17 protein-coding genes are annotated in these 18642 nt (G+C 61.1%); 16 read left to right on the top strand and 1 reads right to left on the bottom strand.

The genetic code is table 11. The features are described from left to right. The first annotated feature begins 1 nt into the window (after position 1). From J9870_RS26585 to J9870_RS26575, 3 genes are read left to right on the top strand one after another with little or no spacing between them, the layout of a single operon-like run. Complete coding sequence (locus tag J9870_RS26585) at positions 2 to 1027, top strand: phosphotransferase (RefSeq protein WP_210641470.1); 1026 nt, start codon at positions 2 to 4, stop codon at positions 1025 to 1027. Next, the gene (gene murU, locus J9870_RS26580) at positions 1024 to 1695 is read left to right on the top strand and encodes an N-acetylmuramate alpha-1-phosphate uridylyltransferase MurU (protein ID WP_210641468.1); all 672 of its coding nucleotides are present in this window, start codon (positions 1024 to 1026) and stop codon (positions 1693 to 1695) included. The genes J9870_RS26585 and murU overlap by 4 nt, the downstream gene beginning before the upstream one ends. A 1-nt stretch (position 1696) precedes the next feature. Then, entirely contained in the window at positions 1697 to 2464 is a 768-nt protein-coding gene (locus J9870_RS26575) for a TerB family tellurite resistance protein (RefSeq protein ID WP_210641466.1), read from the top strand. A 61-nt stretch (positions 2465 to 2525) separates the two neighbouring features. Here J9870_RS26575 and J9870_RS26570 read toward each other — a convergent pair whose 3' ends face one another. Further along, a complete protein-coding gene (locus tag J9870_RS26570; RefSeq protein WP_210641464.1) occupies positions 2526 to 3521 on the bottom strand; it encodes an alpha/beta hydrolase family protein in 996 nt (331 codons plus the stop codon). 74 nt (positions 3522 to 3595) lie between these two features. Between J9870_RS26570 and J9870_RS26565 the strand changes: the two genes are divergently transcribed. From J9870_RS26565 to trpC, 13 genes are all read left to right on the top strand, one after another. Continuing rightward, positions 3596 to 5992 carry a sensor histidine kinase gene (locus J9870_RS26565; protein ID WP_210641462.1) on the top strand — a complete coding sequence of 799 codons (2397 nt, stop codon included), beginning with the start codon at positions 3596 to 3598 and terminating at the stop codon, positions 5990 to 5992. Between the two features lie 120 nt (positions 5993 to 6112). Further along, positions 6113 to 6742 carry a response regulator transcription factor gene (locus tag J9870_RS26560; protein WP_210641460.1) on the top strand — a complete coding sequence of 210 codons (630 nt, stop codon included), beginning with the start codon at positions 6113 to 6115 and terminating at the stop codon, positions 6740 to 6742. Positions 6743 to 7076: 334 nt separating this feature from the next. Continuing rightward, positions 7077 to 8201: an ABC transporter ATP-binding protein gene (locus J9870_RS26555; RefSeq protein ID WP_210641458.1), complete on the top strand. Its 1125-nt coding sequence runs from the start codon at positions 7077 to 7079 to the stop codon at positions 8199 to 8201. A 49-nt stretch (positions 8202 to 8250) separates the two neighbouring features. Continuing rightward, positions 8251 to 9294, top strand: coding sequence for an ABC transporter substrate-binding protein (locus J9870_RS26550; protein WP_210641457.1), 1044 nt, complete (start codon positions 8251 to 8253; stop codon positions 9292 to 9294). Between the two features lie 203 nt (positions 9295 to 9497). Beyond that, the gene (locus J9870_RS26545) at positions 9498 to 10745 is read left to right on the top strand and encodes an ABC transporter permease (protein WP_210641455.1); all 1248 of its coding nucleotides are present in this window, start codon (positions 9498 to 9500) and stop codon (positions 10743 to 10745) included. 12 nt (positions 10746 to 10757) lie between these two features. Further along, entirely contained in the window at positions 10758 to 11582 is an 825-nt protein-coding gene (locus J9870_RS26540; protein WP_210641453.1) for an ABC transporter permease, read from the top strand. A 217-nt stretch (positions 11583 to 11799) separates the two neighbouring features. Continuing rightward, on the top strand, positions 11800 to 12948 hold the full coding sequence (locus J9870_RS26535; protein WP_210641451.1) for an iron-containing alcohol dehydrogenase: 1149 nt from the start codon (positions 11800 to 11802) through the stop codon (positions 12946 to 12948). 78 nt (positions 12949 to 13026) lie between these two features. Next, positions 13027 to 13701, top strand: a complete 675-nt coding sequence (gene rpe / locus J9870_RS26530) for a ribulose-phosphate 3-epimerase (RefSeq protein WP_210641449.1) — start codon at positions 13027 to 13029, stop codon at positions 13699 to 13701. Beyond that, positions 13698 to 14516 (top strand): phosphoglycolate phosphatase, encoded by an 819-nt coding sequence (locus J9870_RS26525; RefSeq protein ID WP_210641448.1) that lies wholly within the window; start codon positions 13698 to 13700, stop codon positions 14514 to 14516. The genes rpe and J9870_RS26525 overlap by 4 nt, the downstream gene beginning before the upstream one ends. Before the next feature lie 70 nt (positions 14517 to 14586). After that, positions 14587 to 16068, top strand: a complete 1482-nt coding sequence (trpE, locus tag J9870_RS26520; RefSeq protein WP_210641446.1) for an anthranilate synthase component I — start codon at positions 14587 to 14589, stop codon at positions 16066 to 16068. An 85-nt stretch (positions 16069 to 16153) separates the two neighbouring features. Next, on the top strand, positions 16154 to 16747 hold the full coding sequence (locus J9870_RS26515; protein ID WP_210641437.1) for an aminodeoxychorismate/anthranilate synthase component II: 594 nt from the start codon (positions 16154 to 16156) through the stop codon (positions 16745 to 16747). Positions 16748 to 16756: 9 nt separating this feature from the next. Then, entirely contained in the window at positions 16757 to 17806 is a 1050-nt protein-coding gene (gene trpD, locus J9870_RS26510; RefSeq protein ID WP_210641435.1) for an anthranilate phosphoribosyltransferase, read from the top strand. After that, positions 17803 to 18639, top strand: coding sequence for an indole-3-glycerol phosphate synthase TrpC (gene trpC, locus J9870_RS26505; RefSeq protein ID WP_210641433.1), 837 nt, complete (start codon positions 17803 to 17805; stop codon positions 18637 to 18639). Before trpD ends, trpC begins: the two co-directional genes overlap by 4 nt. Positions 18640 to 18642 lie beyond the last annotated feature (3 nt).

Genomic DNA, 18642 nt, shown 5'->3' with positions numbered 1-18642 from the left:
AATGCCCGACCAAGATGTACGCCTGCAACACCTGAAAGTTTGGCTCGATGAACAGCTGCCGATCCTCTTTACTCAACAGGGTTGGGGCGCCGTCCCCCCGGCCACGTTGACCGCGGCCAGCAGCGACGCGAGTTTTCGTCGTTATTTCCGTTGGAAAGGCGAGGACCGCAGTTTCATCGTGATGGATGCGCCACCGCCCCAGGAAAACTGCAAACCTTTCGTGGATATCGCGTTTTTGCTGGCGAAATCCGGTATCAATGTGCCAAAAATTTATGCCGAGGACCTCGATCGCGGATTTCTTTTGCTCAATGACCTGGGCAACCAGACCTATCTGGATGTGATCAACGCCGACAATGCCGACGATCTATTCCGCGATGCGCTGCAAGCTTTGCTGGCTTTCCAGCAACTGCCGATGGTGGCGCCGTTGCCCAGCTACGACGTCGCCTTGCTACGTCGGGAGCTGGAGTTGTTCCCCGAGTGGTACGTCAAGCGTGAGTTGGGTGTCGAGTTCGATTCGGCCCAGCAGCAGCTCTGGCAGCAGGTTTCCGATCTGCTGATCGACAGCGCCCTGGCCCAGCCCAAAGTGCTGGTGCACCGCGACTACATGCCGCGCAACCTGATGCTCAGCGAGCCGAACCCCGGCGTGCTGGATTTCCAGGATGCGGTCTATGGCCCCGTCACCTACGACGTGACTTGTCTGTTCAAGGACGCTTTCCTCAGTTGGCCCGAGGAGCGTGTGCGTGGCTGGTTGGTGGATTACTGGCAGCAGGCCGGCGCGCTTGGCATTCCAGTCCAGCCGGATGTCGAGGACTTCCTGCGGGCCAGCGATTTGATGGGTGTGCAGCGTCATCTCAAGGTCATCGGGATTTTCGCGCGCATTTGCCATCGCGACGGCAAACCGCGGTATCTGGGCGATGTGCCGCGCTTCTTTGCTTATATAGACGCGGTCATCGCTCGCCGTCCTGAACTGGCGCAGCTCGATGAGCTGCTTTGCAGCCTGCGTCAAGCGACCGGGGCGACGGCATGAAGGCGATGATCCTGGCGGCGGGCAAGGGGGAGCGCATGCGGCCCCTGACCCTCACCACACCCAAGCCGTTGATTCGCGTTGGCGGCGTTCCTTTGATCGAATATCACCTGCGGGCCTTGGCCAAGGCCGGGTTCACCGACATTGTGATCAATCATGCCTGGCTCGGTCAGCAGATCGAAGACTACCTGGGGGACGGTTCGCGCTTTGGCGTGAGCATTCATTTCTCGCCCGAAGGTGAGCCGCTGGAAACTGGCGGTGGAATTTTCCGAGCCTTGCCGCTGCTGGGCGATGAAGCGTTTGTGGTGGTCAATGGCGATATCTGGACCGACTACGATTTCAGTGCTTTGCGCCGGCCGCTCGAAGGGCTGGCGCACCTGGTGTTGGTGGACAATCCAGAACACCACCCGGGTGGCGATTTCATCCTGGCCGACGGAAAGGCTCACGATGGTGAGCCCGCTGCCGACAAACTGACCTACAGCGGCATCGCCGTCCTGCACCCACTGTTGTTCGACGGCTGCTCGGACGGTGCGTTCAAGCTTGCACCACTGCTGCGCAAGGCCATGGCCGAGGGGCGCGTCAGTGGCGAGCTGCTGAAGGGCCGCTGGGTCGATGTCGGAACCCATGAACGTTTGGCGCAGGTCGAAACCTTGATAGAAGCGAGCGGTTGATATGTGGTGGCCAGGGACTCTGATTGGAGCCGGGGCGGGCTTTGCCATAGCCAGCATTCCGGGGGCCATGCTGGGCGCGTTGTTGGGGCAGGCGTTGGATAGGCGCCTGGACCTGCAGAGCTGGGCGCAGCTACGTGAGCGCCTGGGCGGTCGTCCAGCGTTGCGCAACGATGAATTGTTATTTGTATTGCTGGGGCGGCTGGCGAAAAGCGATGGACGAGTGGTCGATGGCCACATCCAGCAGGCTCGCCAGGAGATGCGCGCCTTGGACCTGAGTGAAGCGGCTCAGCGCCGGGCCATTGCTGCGTTCAACCGCGGCAAGTCTGGAAATGATCGCTTGCGCGGTTATCTGCGTCGCCTCAGCACCCAGCCACATGCGGCTGAAGGTGTGTTACGGGCCTGCTGGCGGATGGTTTGGGCCGATGGTCGGGCGGGCGCAGGGGAGCGTGAATTGATTACCCGGTGGGGCAAGTGGCTGGGCTGGACGCAGCAACAAGTCCAAGCGTTGGCGAGCGATTACGAACCTCAGAAACTGGCGCCGCCTAGTAGCGGCATCACGTATCAGGAGGCGATGCGTTTGTTGGGGGTTTCTGCCACCAGTGAACCGTCGCAGATCAAGCGCGCTTACCGACGCCTGCTCAGTCGTCACCACCCGGACAAGATTGCTGGCAGCGGGGCGACGCCATTGCAGGTGCGTGAGGCCACCGATAAAACCCGGGAGTTGCATAGCGCCTATCGCTTGATTCGCGAGCGGCGCGATTTCCGCTAGTCACCCGCACCACCTGTGGCGAGGGGATAAATCCCCTCGCCACATTATGTCTGCAGTGACCTCACTCCCCCGGTTTCTGCGGGCTCAACCAGCCCCGAACCCGACGGAACAGCTGTTCCTGTTCCGCCGACGGGTTCGGCAGGGCTTTGAGGGAAACCTGGCTGAAGGTTGAGCCTTTCAAGCGTTTGCTCGCCTGCAAGCGTTCCAGTGCTGCGTTGCGATCCAGCGGTTTGTCCGTGTAGAAAATGTCGGCGGTCGCCAGTTTCAAAGTCGGGGTCAGTTCGGCCAGGCCGGGTTTGGCGGTGACCGGGGTCTGGGCGGCGACCATCACGAAGCGTTCGATTTGCGCGGGCTGTTTTTCATTCAGGTAACGTGCCGCCCAATAGGCACCGGTGCCGTGGCCCAGCAGCACAATGCTGCGTGCGCCCTGTTGTTCGGCGTACGCCAGCGCCGCATCGATGCGAGCGAAGATGCGCTCGGCGTCGGCCTTGGCGTGTTCCTCGCTCGTTTCGACAACGGCTGGGTCTGCCGCATCGGCCTCGCCCCCTGCAACCTGTTCGATCGGTGCTGCGGTGGTGGCATCCGGTGCCGCGGCAGCCGTGTCGGCCGGTTTGGTTTCGGCCGGTGTTTCCGCCACGCGCGGTGCGATGACGTCGCTTTGCAGGTCCGGCAGGGTGATACTCAGGCTGCTCCATTCGACGTCAGGTAATTTTTTGCGCAACGGGCCGATTACTTGAGGCCAGTCAGCGGTTTCGCCGGCACCGGGGATTATGATGACCGCGCCTTTGGGGTCGCTGGTGTTGGCCGGTTTCCAGAGCGCCAGGAACGTATCGCTGCCAGTCTGTAGCCGTTGTTGTTCCTGGACCGGGATTTGTCGTTCGAGTGCCACCGCTTCTTCCTGGCTACGCTCAAGCAAGGGTTGGCGTTCGGCCGGTTTTTCCTCGGCAGGTTGCTCCGTCGCAGCGGGTGCTGGTTCACTGGCCTGTACAGAAAAGGCACTCGGCAGGATCAGCGACAGGCACAATGCTGGCAATGCCAGGCGGTAAACAGAGGGCATCGGATATTCCATGACCAGAAGTATTTCCGGCAGCCTAATGGGTTGGTCAGTATTTGTCAGTGCATGAGACTTCGATGATGCGTTTTTGCTGCCTGTGGGTTATCGGCTGTTTATGGCTTCCCTTGATGGCGTGGGCCGCGCCCGCGCCATCGGCGCATGGGGTGCAATTGAACGCGGAACAGCGCGAGTGGCTTGCGCAACATCCGCAATTGCGGGTCGGCCTCGTATTGCAGGCGCCCTATGCGCAATACGACCGGCGCTTGCAGCGTTTGTCGGGTACCAACGTCGAGCTGATGCAATGGCTGGGCAAGGCGTTGAATGTCGAGCTGACCTGGCGCAATTTCCAGGACCTGGGGCAGTTGGAGACCGCACTGCGCGAGGGTGAGGTGGATATCGCCCCGGGCCTGAACCAGACGCCGGGCGGGCTCAGGCTCTGGCAGTTTTCCGACCCTTACATGCGGGTGCCGCAATTGATCGTCGGCGAGCAGAAGGGCGCCGAGGGCGTGGAGCTGGAAAAACTCGATGCCCGGACCCGTGTGGCGGTGCGCATGCCCAGCGCCACGGCCGATTATCTGCGCAGCAATTACCCGACGCTGAACCTGCAGGGGGTGCCGATGGAGCGCCAGGCCCTGCAATTGCTGCTGAGCCAGCAGGCCCGCTATGCCGTGGTTGACGAGGCCCAGTTGGGGCGGTTGATGGTCGAGCCTGAATTTTCCGAATTGGTGGTGGTGGGCGACATAGGTTTGCCGCAACTGCTACGGGTCGCCACGCGTCGGGACTGGCCGCAGTTGGCCGAAATCGTCGACGCCGGTTTGCAGGCGATCCCGGCCAAGGAGCTGGAGCAACTGCACAGTCGCTGGCTCAAGCCTAAATATCCGCGCCTGACCGAGACCCCCGGGTTCTGGCAAAACCTTACCCTGTTGATGCTGGCGCTGTTGTTGAGCAGCGTGGCCATCGTGTTCTGGCAACGTCGCCAGCAACGGGCGCTGGAACGGCGTCTGCGTGCCGCACGGGAGGACATTGCCCAGCGTACCGCCAGCGAAGAAGCCTTGCGCCTGACGCAGTTTTCCATCGATCAAAGCACCGTCGGCATTCTCTGGGTCAACTGGGACAGCCATGTGCGCTACGCCAACCATGCCGCCGAAACCATGCTGGGCTATGCACCGGGCGCCATCATCGACCGGCCCTTGATCGACTTCGAACCCGGCCTGCATATGGATCGCTGGCTCAACCTGTGGAAGCGCGCCCGGGCCAGTGACGAAGGGCCGCAGAGTTTCGAAACCGAGTGCGTGCGGGCCGATGGCAGTATCCTGCCGGCGGATGTGTCCTTGAGTTTCCTGCGTTTTCGCGACGCCGAATACTTGGTGGTTTACCTCAATGACGTGACCGAACGCCGGCGCGCGCTGGCGGCGTTGCGCGAAAGCGAGGCGCGCTTGCAAGGCATTGCCGCCAACGTCCCGGGGCTGGTCTTTCGTCTGGAGCGGGCGCCGGTGACCGGCCAGATCGACTTTGCCTACATCAGCGAAGGCAGCGAAAGCCTGGTGGGTTATTCCCCGGCGACCCTGGCCCGCAGCGACACCGGTCTACGCAGCCTGGTGCACCCGGACGACAAGGCCGGTTACCACCGCACCCAGGACCAGGCGCTGGACAGCGATAGCGACTGGTCATGGCAGGGCCGCATCTTGACCCGCGAAGGGCAGGAGCGTTGGGCCGAGATCAAGGCAATCACTCGTCGTCTCGAGGATGGCGCTTACGTCTGGGACGGAATTGTCTGGGACATCACCGAAAGCAAGCGCATCGAATTGGAACTGGCCAGCTCTCGGGAGCAGTTGCGCGAGTTGTCGGCGCACTTGGAAAGCGTGCGGGAAGAGGAAAAGGCGCGCATCGCCCGGGAAGTCCACGACGAGCTGGGGCAGATGCTGACGGTGTTGAAGCTTGAAACTTCCATGTGTGAGTTGGCCTACGCGCAACTGGACCCTGGTCTGCAGGAGCGGCTCAACAGCATGAAGCGCCTGATTGCCCAGTTGTTCCAGCTGGTACGGGACGTGGCGACTGCGTTGCGCCCGCCGATCCTCGATGCCGGCATCGCCTCGGCCATCGAATGGCAGGCCCGGCGTTTCGAGGCGCGTACGCAGATCCCTTGCCTGGTGCAGGTGCCGGACAATCTGCCGCCCTTGAGCGATGCCAAGGCCATCGGCCTGTTCCGGATTCTCCAAGAAGCGCTGACCAATGTGATGCGCCACGCCCAGGCGCATACTGTGGAACTGACGCTGGTTCAGGAAGGCGACGAATTGTGTCTGACAGTCAGCGATGACGGTGTAGGCTTTATTGCCAATACAGGTCGGCCAACCTCCTTTGGCCTGGTCGGCATGCGTGAGCGCGTGCTGATCATGGGCGGGCAGGTGTCCCTGGAAAGCGAGCCGGGAGAGGGTACGACCCTGTCGGTGCGGGTGCCGCTGAGTGGGGCCTGACGGTTTCGGTTACCTGGGCTGAGTCATCGCGAGCAAGCTCGCTCCCACAGGGTGTGTGTACGCCTCAATCAATGTGGGAGCGAGTTTACTCGCGATGAGATCCTGAATCTGGAGAAGAACGTGATCCGTGTACTGGTAGCCGAAGACCACACCATCGTCCGCGAAGGCATCAAGCAGTTGATCGGCCTGGCGAAGGATCTGCAGGTGGTGGGGGAGGCGAGCAATGGCGAACAGTTGCTCGAGACTCTGCGGCACGTGCCCTGCGAAGTGGTGCTGCTGGATATTTCCATGCCGGGAGTCAATGGCCTGGAGGCGATCCCGCGGATCCGTGCGCTGAACAATCCGCCGGCCATCCTGGTGCTGTCGATGCACGACGAAGCGCAAATGGCCGCCCGTGCGTTGAAAGTCGGCGCCGCTGGCTACGCCACCAAGGACAGCGACCCGGCCCTGCTGCTCCTGGCGATTCGCAAGGTCGCGGCCGGAGGGCGTTACATCGACCCGGACCTGGCCGACCGCATGGTCTTCGAAGTCGGCCTGACCGACACCCGCCCGTTGCATTCGCTATTGTCCGAGCGCGAGTTCTCGGTCTTCGAGCGCCTGGCCCAGGGTGCCAACGTCAACGACATTGCCCAGCAACTGGCCCTGAGCAGCAAAACCATCAGCACCCACAAGGCGCGGTTGATGCAGAAACTCAACATCACCTCATTAGCGGAACTGGTGAAGTACGCGATGGAGCACAAGTTGCTCTAAGCCCTTGTGGGAGCGAGCTTGCTCGCGATGGCGTCGGACCATTCAGCATCGATGTTGGCTGACACACCGCTATCGCGAACAAGCGCGCTCCCACAGGGGATAGTGTCGACATACCTATTTGCGACACGCCCCAACACCGCTTTTACCCAACACTTGCAGCTCGCCGCTTCAAACTCACCGCCGCCCTTATCCAATCCCGCCATCGCTGTAGGGCAATCCCTACCCCGACTCTTCCATCCGGCTGAGGCGATTCTCTCCTGCCTCCCGATTTGCGCAGCCCCCAGGGTCCACTAGGCTTGATTCACAAGCAGTCATCAATACAAAAGGTGCGGGTATGAGCCAGGTCGATTCAAGTGCGGGGGCCAGTGATGTGCTGGTCAGCTTTCGTGGTGTGCAAAAGAGCTACGACGGCGAAAACCTGATCGTCAAGGACCTCAACCTGGAGATTCGCAAAGGCGAATTCCTGACCCTGCTCGGGCCGTCCGGCTCCGGCAAGACCACCAGCCTGATGATGCTCGCCGGGTTTGAAACGCCAACCGCCGGTGAGATCCAGCTGGCCGGGCGTTCCATCAACAACGTGCCGCCGCACAAGCGTGACATCGGCATGGTGTTCCAGAACTACGCGTTGTTCCCGCACATGACCGTTGCCGAGAACCTGGCGTTCCCGCTGACCGTGCGAGGCCTGAACAAGAGCGATGTGAGTGATCGGGTCAAGCGCGTCTTGAGCATGGTCCAGCTGGACACCTTCGCCCAACGCTATCCGGCGCAATTGTCCGGTGGCCAGCAGCAACGGGTGGCCCTGGCCCGGGCCCTGGTGTTCGAACCGCAGTTGGTGCTGATGGACGAACCTCTCGGTGCGCTGGACAAGCAACTGCGTGAACACATGCAGATGGAAATCAAACACCTTCACCAGCGCCTGGGCGTGACCGTGGTCTACGTGACCCACGACCAGGGCGAAGCCTTGACCATGTCCGACCGCGTGGCGGTGTTCCACCAGGGCGAGATCCAGCAGATTGCCCCACCGCGCACGCTCTATGAAGAGCCGAAAAACACCTTCGTCGCCAATTTCATCGGCGAGAACAACCGCCTCAACGGCCGCCTGCACAGCCACACCGGTGACCGTTGCCTGGTTGAGCTGGGGCGCGGCGAGAAGGTCGAGGCGCTGGCGGTGAACGTCGGCAAGCCTGGCGAACCGGTGACCCTGTCGATTCGTCCGGAACGGGTGAGCCTCAATGGCGCAAGCGAACAATGTGTCAACCGCTTCTCAGGGAGGGTGGCGGAATTCATCTATCTGGGCGACCACGTCCGGGTTCGCCTGGAAGTCTGCGGCAAGAACGACTTCTTCGTGAAACAACCGATTGCCGAGCTCGATCCCGGGCTCGCCGTCGGGGACGTGGTTCCGCTTGGCTGGCAAGTCGAGCACGTGCGTGCGCTCGATCCCCTTCTAGAGGCGAATTGATCGCCCCCTGCTGTACCAACACCAACCCTGCACGTGGAGAGAACAATAAATGTTGAGATCCCTGAAGTTCACAGCCCTGACCCTGGGCATGATAGGTGCGGCAAGCGCGATGGCGGCGGGCCCGGACCTGACCGTGGTGTCTTTCGGCGGGGCGAACAAGGCGGCTCAGGTCAAAGCCTTCTACGCACCGTGGGAAGCGGCCGGTAACGGCAAGATCGTAGCTGGCGAGTACAACGGTGAAATGGCCAAGGTCAAGGCCATGGTCGACACCAAGAGCGTTTCCTGGGATTTGGTGGAAGTCGAGTCCCCGGAGTTGTCCCGTGGTTGTGACGAAGACATGTTCGAACAACTGGACCCGGCCCTGTTCGGCAAGGCTGAAGACTACGTCAAAGGTGCCATCCAGCCGTGCGGCGTCGGTTTCTTCGTGTGGTCGACCGTACTGGCCTACAACGCCGACAAACTGAAGACCGCGCCGACCAGTTGGGCAGACTTCTGGGACACCAAGCAATTCCCGGGCAAGCGCGGCCTGCGCAAGGGCGCCAAGTACACCCTGGAATTCGCCTTGATGGCCGACGGCGTCGCGCCGAAAGACGTCTACAAAGTGCTGGCCGGCAAAGACGGCCAGGACCGTGCATTCAAGAAACTCGACGAACTCAAGCCGAACATCCAGTGGTGGGAAGCTGGCGCTCAGCCGCCGCAGTACCTGGCGTCCGGTGACGTGGTCATGAGTTCGGCCTACAACGGTCGGATCGCTGCGGTCCAGAAAGAAAGCAACCTGAAAGTGGTGTGGAACGGCGGGATCTACGATTTCGATGCCTGGGCCATCCCGCGTGGCCTGGACAAGACCCGCGCCGAAGCGGCGAAGAAATTCATCGCCTTCTCGGTGGCGCCGCAGCAGCAGAAGACCTACTCGGAAAACATCGCCTACGGTCCGGCGAACACCCAGGCAGTGCCGTTGCTGGCCAAGGATGTCCTGACCAACATGCCGACCACCCCGGAAAACATCGCCAACCAGGTGCAGATCGACGTCAGCTTCTGGGCTGACAACGGTGAGCAACTGGAGCAGCGCTTCAACTCCTGGGCGGCGAAGTAACCCGACGGTCTGAAACTGGATGAGAGCCATGTGGGAGCGAGCTTGCTCGCGATAGCGGTCTGTCAGGTACCTCAGTATTGAATGTGCCGCAGCCATCGCGAGCAAGCTCGCTCCCACAGGTTCTTGTATCAACTCGGGTGTTTCAAAAGAACAGAGGCGGCCCGCCGCCCCTGTAACGATCAAAAAGATTTGCGGAGTTCGCCATGGCCATCGCCGTTCCACTGAACGCGGGCACCAGCCCCACCCTGAAGCAGCGGCTCAAGCATGCCGAGCGGGTCAACCGCTGGAAGGCTCAGGCGCTGATCGCGCCGCTGGTGCTGTTTCTGTTGCTGGTGTTCCTGGTGCCGATCGTGGCGCTGCTGTTCAAAAGCGTCAGCAACCCGGAAGTGGTGGGTGCCATGCCGCGTACTGTCGCTGCCGTCGCTGCATGGGACGGGCGCGGGTTGCCGGGTGAGCCGGTGTATAAGGCTGCCAGTGAAGACCTGGCCGAAGCCCGCAAGAATCAGACCCTGGGCGACTTGTCCAAGCGCCTGAACATGGAACTGGCCGGCTATCGCAGCCTGCTGACCAAGACCGCTCGTGCACTGCCGTTTGCCAGCGAGCCGGCCTCTTATAAAGAAGCGTTGGAAAACCTCGACGAGCGCTGGGGCGATCCAGCGTATTGGCAGGTGATCCGTCGCAACACCAGCAATGTCACCCCGTATTACTTGCTGGCGGCCGTCGATCATCGTATCGATGACCTCGGTGAACTGGCGCCGGCCACCCCCGACCAGGCGATTTACCTGGATATTTTCACCCGCACGTTCTGGATGGGTCTGGTGATCACCGCGATCTGCCTGGTGCTGGCCTATCCGCTGGCCTACCTGCTGGCGAACCTGCCGTCGCGTCAAAGCAACCTGCTGATGATCTTGGTATTGCTGCCGTTCTGGACCTCGATCCTGGTGCGGGTGGCCGCGTGGATCGTGCTGTTGCAGTCGGGCGGGCTGATCAACAGTGGCCTGATGGCCATGGGCATCATCGATAAACCCCTGGAGTTGGTGTTCAACCGTACCGGTGTCTACATCTCCATGGTCCATATCCTGCTGCCGTTCATGATTTTGCCGATCTACAGCGTGATGAAGGGCATCTCGCCAACCTATATGCGTGCGGCGATTTCCCTGGGCTGCCATCCGTTCGCCAGTTTCTGGCGGGTGTATTTCCCGCAGACTTATGCCGGTGTCGGCGCCGGTTGCCTGTTGGTGTTCATCCTTGCCATCGGCTACTACATCACGCCGGCGTTGCTGGGTAGCCCGAACGATCAGATGGTCAGCTACTTTGTCGCGTTCTACACCAACACCAGCATCAACTGGGGCATGGCCACGGCGCTCGGCGGGCTGCTGTTGCTGGCGACCGTCGTGCTTTACCTGATTTACAACCGGCTGGTGGGCGCCAGCCGCCTGCGCCTGAGCTAAGGGGAGATCGAAATGCTGAGTCCTTACATGTCTCCCGTCGAACGGGTGTGGTTCTACACCTTGCGCACCCTCTGCGGGCTGATCCTGTTGTTCCTGATTCTGCCGGTGCTGGTGATCATTCCGCTGTCGTTCAACTCCGGCAGCTTCCTGGTGTACCCGCTGCAGGGCTTTTCGCTGCAGTGGTACCACGATTTCTTCGCCTCGGCCGAATGGATGCGGGCGCTGAAAAACAGCATCATCGTGGCACCGGCGGCGACGTTGCTGGCAATGATCTTCGGCACGCTGGCGGCCATTGGCCTGACCCGTGGCGACTTCCCGGGCAAGGCGTTGGTAATGGCCCTGGTGATCTCGCCGATGGTCGTGCCGGTGGTGATCATCGGCGTGGCCAGCTACCTGTTTTTCGCGCCACTGGGGATGGGCAACAGTTTCATCTCGCTGATTGTGGTCCACGCCGTGCTGGGTGTGCCGTTCGTCATTATCACCGTGTCGGCGACCTTGCAGGGGTTCAACCACAACCTGGTTCGGGCCGCCGCCAGCCTCGGGGCTTCGCCATTGACCGCGTTTCGTCGGGTGACCCTGCCGTTGATCGCCCCCGGCGTGATCTCTGGCGCGCTGTTCGCCTTCGCGACGTCGTTCGATGAAGTGGTGGTGACCCTGTTCCTGGCCGGTCCCGAGCAGGCAACCCTGCCACGGCAGATGTTCAGCGGTATCCGCGAAAACCTCAGCCCGACCATCGCCGCCGCCGCGACGCTGCTGATCGCCTTCTCGGTGATCCTGCTGCTGACCCTGGAGTGGTTGCGTGGGCGCAGCGAGAAACTGCGTACTGCGCAAGTATAAAGGTCTGAGCCGATCACAATGTGGGAGCGAGCTTGCTCGCGATAGCGCACTGACATTCAACGTAAATGTTGAATGTGCCGCCGCCATCGCGAGTAAGCTCGCTCCCACAGGGGCCCATCCGCAGGTTCCTTTATTGCATTCACAAGCTGAATAGCAGACAACCCCCAATACCGAGCTATCCTTGTGCCAGCCCATACTCGAATAAGAGGCCGCGCACATGAGTCTTTCCTCATTCAAGATCGCCCATAAACTGATCACAGGTGCCGCTGCCATCGAGCAACTGGCGGCCGAGCTGACCCGGCTGGACGTCGACAACCCGCTGATCGTCACCGACGCCGCACTGGTCAAGTCCGGTACCGTGGAGCTGGCCCTGCAGCACCTGGGCGGGCGCGACTACGAAATTTTCGACCGGGTCATGCCGGACCCGGAAATCGCCATCGTCGAAGACTGCATGCAGGCCTACCGCGACGGCGGCCATGATGGCCTGATCGGCCTGGGTGGCGGCAGTGCCATCGACATCGCCAAATGCGTGGGGGTCTACGCCGGTTACCATGGCGAGCTGCAGGATATGTTCGGGGTCGACCAGGTCCCGCGCAAAGGCCCGCCCATGATCGCCATCCCCACCACGGCCGGGACCGGCTCGGAAGTCACCAATGTGGCGATTCTCTCCGACAAGGCCGCTCAATTGAAAAAAGGCATCGTCAGCGATTACCTGCTGCCGGACGTGGCGCTGGTCAGCCCGCAGATGACCCTCACCTGCCCACGCAGCGTGACGGCGGCCAGTGGCGTCGATGCGCTGGTGCACGCCATTGAGGCTTACCTGTCGCTCAATGCCTCGCCGATCACCGATGCCTTGGCCATCGGGGCGATCAAGCTGATCACCCGCGCACTGCCCAAGGCCTATGCCAACCCCGCGCACCTGCAAGCCCGCGAAGACATGGCCACCGCCAGCCTCATGGCCGGGATGGCGTTTGGCAACGCCGGGGTCGGGGCGGTGCATGCACTGGCCTATCCATTGGGCGGGCGCTTCCACGTCTCCCATGGCGTTGCCAACGCCTTGTTGCTGCCGTATGTCATGGCGTGGAACAAGATGGCCTGCGTCGAGCGCATGCGTGATATCGCCGAAGCCATGGGCTTGAAGACCGCTCATCTGAGTGATCTCGAGGCCGCCGATGAGGCCGTGGAGGCCATGGTTGCGCTCTGTGCTGCCGTGGAAATTCCCCAGGGCTTGAGCGGCCTGGGCGTGACCGAGGACGTGATTCCCTCGATGGCGGTGGAAGCGGCGGGGATAGAGCGGCTGATGCGCAATAACCCGCGCCAGCTGAGCGCCAGCGATATCGAGAAGATCTACCGCGCGGCGTATTGATCGACTGTCACGGTGGGCGCGCCAAATCTTGCGGTATACAATGCGCGCCATCGTGATTTCGCTCAAAACAGGTGCGTCATGCAGCCCTTCGCTATTGCTCCGTCGATTCTCTCCGCCGACTTCGCCCGCCTGGGCGAGGAAGTGGACAACGTTCTGGCCGCCGGGGCCGACATCGTGCACTTCGATGTCATGGACAACCACTACGTACCCAACCTGACCATCGGCCCGATGGTCTGCGCGGCGCTGCGCAAGTACGGCATCACCGCGCCGATCGACGCGCACTTGATGGTCAGCCCGGTGGATCGCATTGTCGGGGACTTCATCGAAGCCGGCGCCACCTACATCACCTTTCACCCTGAAGCCACGTTGCACGTCGACCGTTCCCTGCAGTTGATCCGCGAAGGCGGTTGCAAGGCTGGCCTGGTGTTCAACCCGGCCACGCCCCTGGACGTGCTCAAGTACGTGATGGACAAGGTCGACATGGTCCTGCTGATGAGCGTCAACCCGGGCTTTGGCGGGCAGAAATTCATTCCCGGTACCCTCGACAAGCTGCGCGAAGCCCGCGCGCTGATCTATGCCTCGGGCCGTGATATCCGCCTGGAAATCGACGGTGGCGTGAATGTGAACAACATCCGCGAGATCGCTGCGGCGGGTGCTGATACCTTTGTCGCAGGCTCGGCGATCTTCAATGCCCCGGACTACAAAGAGGTCATTGAAAAGATGCGCGCCGAATTGGCCCTGGCTCGCCCATGAGCGGCTTCGAGCAGCTGTTCCCCGGCAGCCTGCCGCGTCTGGTGATGTTCGACCTCGATGGCACTCTGATCGATTCGCTTCCCGATCTCGCGGCGGCCGTGGACCACATGTTGCTCGAACTTGGGCGGCCGCCCGCCGGGCTCGATGCGGTACGCCAGTGGGTGGGAAATGGCACGCCCACGCTGGTACGCCGAGCCCTGGCTAACCACATTGATGCCAAGGATGTTGATGAGACCGAGGCCGAGCGAGCGTTGGAGCTGTTCAACGCAGCCTACGAGGGTAGTCACGAGCTGACGATGGTCTACCCCGGCGTGCGTTCCACCCTCAAATGGCTGCAAAAGCAGGGCGTGGAAATGGCGCTGATCACTAACAAGCCGGAACGATTCGTCGCGCCGTTGTTGGATCACATGAAAATCGGCCGCTATTTCCGCTGGATCATCGGCGGTGACACCTTACCGCAAAGAAAACCTGATCCCGCCGCACTGTTTTTCGTGATGAAAATGGCCAATATCCCGGCCTCCCAGTCGCTGTTCATTGGCGACTCGGTCATTGATGTGCAGGCGGCGAAAGCAGCGGGGGTAAAATGCGTGGGGTTGAGTTACGGCTACAATCCTGGCCGGCCAATTGCCGAAGAGCTTCCGACGCTGGTAATCGACGATTTGCGCCTGTTAATTCCCGGTTGCCTGGACCCGGCCGCTGAGATAACGTTGCCCGACGCTGTTCAATCCTCTTCTGGAAACGCCATCGTGGTGGTCACTCGCAAACTCTGGATGAAAGTCATCAAGGCCCTGGCCCGCTGGCGTTGGCGCGCCTGACGTGATCCTGGCCGGTTATCCGGCGCGTTTGCATACCTGACTGTCAGCTCCTCTTGCCACGAGGCACCCCATGATCCGCGAAGAATTCCTGCGTCTAGCCGCTGCCGGCTACAACCGCATCCCGCTTGCCTGCGAAACCCTGGCCGACTTCGACACGCCGCTGTCGATCTACCTCAAGCTGGCCGACCAGCCCAACTCCTACTTGCTCGAATCGGTGCAGGGTGGTGAGAAATGGGGCCGTTATTCCATCATCGGCCTGCCGTGCCGCACGGTGCTGCGGGTCCATGACCATCGGATCAGCGTGACCCACGACGGCGTCGAGATCGAAAGCCTGGAAGTTGAAGACCCGCTGGCGTTCGTCGAAACCTTCAAGGCTCGCTACAACGTGCCGACCATCCCTGGCCTGCCACGTTTCAACGGTGGCCTGGTGGGGTATTTCGGCTACGACTGCGTGCGCTACGTGGAAAAACGCCTGGGCACCTGTCCGAACCCCGATCCACTGGGCGTTCCGGATATTTTGCTGATGGTGTCCGACGCCGTCGTCGTTTTCGACAACCTCGCTGGCAAGATGCACGCCATTGTCCTGGCCGACCCGTCTCAGGAAGATGCCTACGAGCAAGGCCAACAAAGCCTGCAGGCACTGCTGGAAAAACTCCGTCAGCCGATCACACCACGCCCCGGCCTGGATTTCAGCAAGCAATCGGCGGCCGACCCGGTGTTCCGCTCCAGTTTCACCCAGGACGATTACGAAAGGGCCGTAGACACCATCAAGGAGTACATCCTCGCTGGCGACTGCATGCAGGTGGTGCCGTCGCAACGGATGTCCATCGACTTCAAAGCGGCACCCATTGACCTGTACCGGGCTCTGCGCTGCTTCAACCCGACGCCTTACATGTACTTCTTCAACTTCGGCGACTTCCATGTCGTGGGCAGTTCGCCAGAAGTGCTGGTGCGGGTCGAAGACAACCTCATCACGGTGCGGCCGATTGCTGGCACTCGCCCACGTGGCGCCACGGAAGAGGCCGACCGGGCGCTGGAAGAGGACCTGCTGTCGGACGACAAGGAAATCGCCGAGCACCTGATGCTGATCGACCTGGGCCGTAACGACACCGGGCGCGTCTCGGAAGTGGGGTCGGTGAAGCTCACCGAGAAGATGGTCATCGAGCGTTATTCCAACGTGATGCATATCGTCTCCAACGTCACCGGCCAGTTGAAGGCCGGGTTGACGGCGATGGACGCCTTGCGGGCGATCCTGCCGGCGGGCACCTTGTCCGGGGCGCCGAAAATCCGCGCGATGGAAATCATCGACGAACTGGAGCCGGTCAAGCGGGGTGTGTACGGCGGGGCTGTTGGTTACTTCGCCTGGAACGGCAACATGGACACCGCCATTGCCATCCGCACCGCCGTGATCAAGGACGGTGAGCTGCACGTGCAAGCCGGCGGCGGCATCGTCGCTGACTCGGTGCCAGCGTTGGAGTGGGAAGAAACCCTGAACAAGCGTCGGGCTATGTTCCGCGCCGTGGCGTTGGCGGAGCAGACTTCAGGCGACTGAAATCCTCCACAACAACCTGTGGCCAGGGAGCTTTTTTGCTCTGAAGGCCGTATTTAAAGTCAGTGAATCCAAAGGTTGCTACGCCATGTTGCTGATGATCGATAACTACGACTCTTTTACCTACAACGTTGTGCAATACCTCGGCGAGTTGGGTGCCGAGGTCAAGGTCGTGCGCAACGACGAACTGACCATCGCTGAAATCGAAGCTCTCAAGCCTGAGCGCATTGTGGTCTCGCCCGGTCCTTGCACACCGACCGAAGCCGGCATTTCCATCGAAGCCATCAAATATTTCGCCGGCAAGCTGCCGATCCTGGGCGTTTGCCTGGGGCATCAGTCGATCGGCCAGGCGTTCGGTGGCGATGTGGTGCGTGCCCGTCAAGTCATGCACGGTAAGACCAGCCCGGTATTCCACGAGGACAAGGGCGTATTCGAAGGGCTGAATCGTCCGCTGACGGTCACCCGCTACCACTCTTTGATCGTCAAGCGCGAAACCCTGCCCGACTGCCTGGAGGTGACCGCCTGGACCCAGCTGGAAGACGGTTCGGTGGATGAAATCATGGGGCTGCGCCACAAGACGCTGAACATCGAGGGTGTGCAATTTCATCCTGAGTCTATTCTCACTGAACAGGGCCACGAACTGTTCGCCAACTTTCTCAAACAAACCGGCGGCACGCGCTAAGGACTTTTCATGGATATCAAGACAGCCCTGAGCCGTATCGTCGGCCATCTCGACCTGAGCACCGACGAGATGCGCGACGTGATGCGCGAAATCATGACCGGACAATGCACGGATGCGCAGATTGGCGCGTTCATGATGGCCATGCGCATGAAGAGCGAGAGCATCGATGAAATCGTCGGCGCGGTTTCGGCGATGCGTGAACTGGCGGACAAGGTCGAGCTCAAGACTTTGGACGGTGTGGTGGATGTCGCGGGCACCGGTGGTGACGGCGCCAATATCTTCAATGTCTCCAGCGCTGCGGCATTCGTCGTCGCGGCAGCTGGTTGCACGGTTGCCAAACATGGCAATCGCGCGGTTTCCGGAAAGAGTGGCAGTGCCGATTTGCTGGAAGCGGCCGGCATCTACCTGAACCTGACCGCGGTCCAGGTGGCGCGTTGCATCGATAATGTCGGCATCGGCTTCATGTTTGCCCAGAATCATCACGGCTCCATGAAACACGCCGCTGCGCCGCGTCGTGAGCTGGGCCTGCGCACCCTGTTCAACATGCTCGGCCCGCTTACGAATCCGGCCGGCGTAAAACATCAGGTGATCGGTGTGTTCAGCCAGGCGCTGTGCCGGCCGTTGGCAGAAGTCCTGCAGCGTCTGGGCAGCAAGCACGTGCTGGTGGTTCATTCGAAGGACGGGCTGGATGAATTCAGCCTGGCGGCGCCTACATTCGTGGCCGAACTAAAAAATGATCAGATCAGCGAATATTGGGTCGAACCTGAAGACCTCGGTATGAAGAGCCAGAGCTTGCATGGGCTGGCGGTCGATAGCCCGGCCCAGTCGCTGGAGCTGATTCGCGATGCCTTGGGCCGCCGCAAGACCGAGAATGGCCAGAAAGCCGCTGAGATGATCGTACTCAATGCCGGTGCTGCGTTGTACGCCGCCGACCACGCCAGCAGCCTCAAGCAAGGCGTGGAACTGGCCCACGATGCGTTGCACACTGGCCTGGCCAGGGAAAAACTCGAAGAATTGGGTGCATTTACCGCCGTATTCAAAGTGGAGAACGAAGGATGAGTGTGCCAACGGTTCTGGAAAAAATTCTGGCTCGCAAGGCTGAAGAAGTGGCCGAGCGCAGCGCTCGAGTCAGTCTGGCGGAGCTGGAGAACCTCGCGCGCTCAGCGGATGCACCCCGTGGCTTTGCCAAGGCGCTGATCGATCAGGCGAAGAAAAAACAACCTGCGGTGATTGCCGAGATTAAAAAGGCCTCTCCCAGCAAAGGTGTGATTCGCGAGCACTTCGTCCCGGCCGACATCGCCAAAAGCTACGAGAAGGGCGGCGCGACCTGCCTCTCGGTACTGACTGACATCGACTTTTTCCAGGGGGCCGACGATTACCTGAAGCAGGCGCGGGCGGCCTGCAAGCTGCCGGTGATCCGCAAGGATTTCATGATCGACCCGTACCAGATTGTCGAGGCGCGCGCGCTGGGCGCCGATTGCGTGTTGTTGATCGTTTCGGCCCTCGATGACGTGAAAATGGCCGAGCTGGCGGCGGTCGCCAAAGACGTGGGCCTGGATGTATTGGTGGAGGTCCATGACGGCGACGAGCTGGAGCGCGCGCTGAAGACCCTCGATACCAAGCTGGTTGGCGTGAACAATCGCAACTTGCACACCTTCGAAGTCAGCCTGGAAACCACCTTGGACCTGCTGCCGCGTATTCCGCGTGATCGCTTGGTCATCACCGAAAGTGGCATCCTCAACCGGGCTGATGTCGAGCTGATGGAAGTCAGCGATGTGTACTCGTTCCTGGTGGGCGAAGCGTTCATGCGGGCCGAAAGCCCGGGCACCGAATTGCAACGATTGTTCTTTCCTGAACGTGGTCTCCCGGTCAGCGGTTCGACACTGGACTGATTC

This window comes from Pseudomonas sp. Tri1, from assembly GCF_017968885.1.
Classification (GTDB): domain Bacteria; phylum Pseudomonadota; class Gammaproteobacteria; order Pseudomonadales; family Pseudomonadaceae; genus Aquipseudomonas.
This window is presented reverse-complemented; position numbering and strand designations above follow the sequence as displayed.

Excerpts from the sequence above, each read along its gene's own strand:
- J9870_RS26555 (WP_210641458.1), top strand. The coding sequence starts at position 7,077 with ATGAGCCAGGTCGATTCAAGTGCGGGGGCCAGTGATGTGCTGGTCAGC.
- J9870_RS26545 (WP_210641455.1), top strand. The coding sequence starts at position 9,498 with ATGGCCATCGCCGTTCCACTGAACGCGGGCACCAGCCCCACCCTGAAG.
- J9870_RS26515 (WP_210641437.1), top strand. The coding sequence starts at position 16,154 with ATGTTGCTGATGATCGATAACTACGACTCTTTTACCTACAACGTTGTG.
- J9870_RS26565 (WP_210641462.1), top strand. The coding sequence starts at position 3,596 with ATGATGCGTTTTTGCTGCCTGTGGGTTATCGGCTGTTTATGGCTTCCC.
- J9870_RS26540 (WP_210641453.1), top strand. The coding sequence starts at position 10,758 with ATGCTGAGTCCTTACATGTCTCCCGTCGAACGGGTGTGGTTCTACACC.
- trpE (WP_210641446.1), top strand. The coding sequence starts at position 14,587 with ATGATCCGCGAAGAATTCCTGCGTCTAGCCGCTGCCGGCTACAACCGC.
- J9870_RS26550 (WP_210641457.1), top strand. The coding sequence starts at position 8,251 with ATGTTGAGATCCCTGAAGTTCACAGCCCTGACCCTGGGCATGATAGGT.
- J9870_RS26570 (WP_210641464.1), bottom strand. The coding sequence starts at position 3,521 with ATGCCCTCTGTTTACCGCCTGGCATTGCCAGCATTGTGCCTGTCGCTG.
- J9870_RS26585 (WP_210641470.1), top strand. The coding sequence starts at position 2 with ATGCCCGACCAAGATGTACGCCTGCAACACCTGAAAGTTTGGCTCGAT.
- J9870_RS26575 (WP_210641466.1), top strand. The coding sequence starts at position 1,697 with ATGTGGTGGCCAGGGACTCTGATTGGAGCCGGGGCGGGCTTTGCCATA.
- murU (WP_210641468.1), top strand. The coding sequence starts at position 1,024 with ATGAAGGCGATGATCCTGGCGGCGGGCAAGGGGGAGCGCATGCGGCCC.
- J9870_RS26535 (WP_210641451.1), top strand. The coding sequence starts at position 11,800 with ATGAGTCTTTCCTCATTCAAGATCGCCCATAAACTGATCACAGGTGCC.
- trpC (WP_210641433.1), top strand. The coding sequence starts at position 17,803 with ATGAGTGTGCCAACGGTTCTGGAAAAAATTCTGGCTCGCAAGGCTGAA.
- rpe (WP_210641449.1), top strand. The coding sequence starts at position 13,027 with ATGCAGCCCTTCGCTATTGCTCCGTCGATTCTCTCCGCCGACTTCGCC.
- J9870_RS26525 (WP_210641448.1), top strand. The coding sequence starts at position 13,698 with ATGAGCGGCTTCGAGCAGCTGTTCCCCGGCAGCCTGCCGCGTCTGGTG.
- trpD (WP_210641435.1), top strand. The coding sequence starts at position 16,757 with ATGGATATCAAGACAGCCCTGAGCCGTATCGTCGGCCATCTCGACCTG.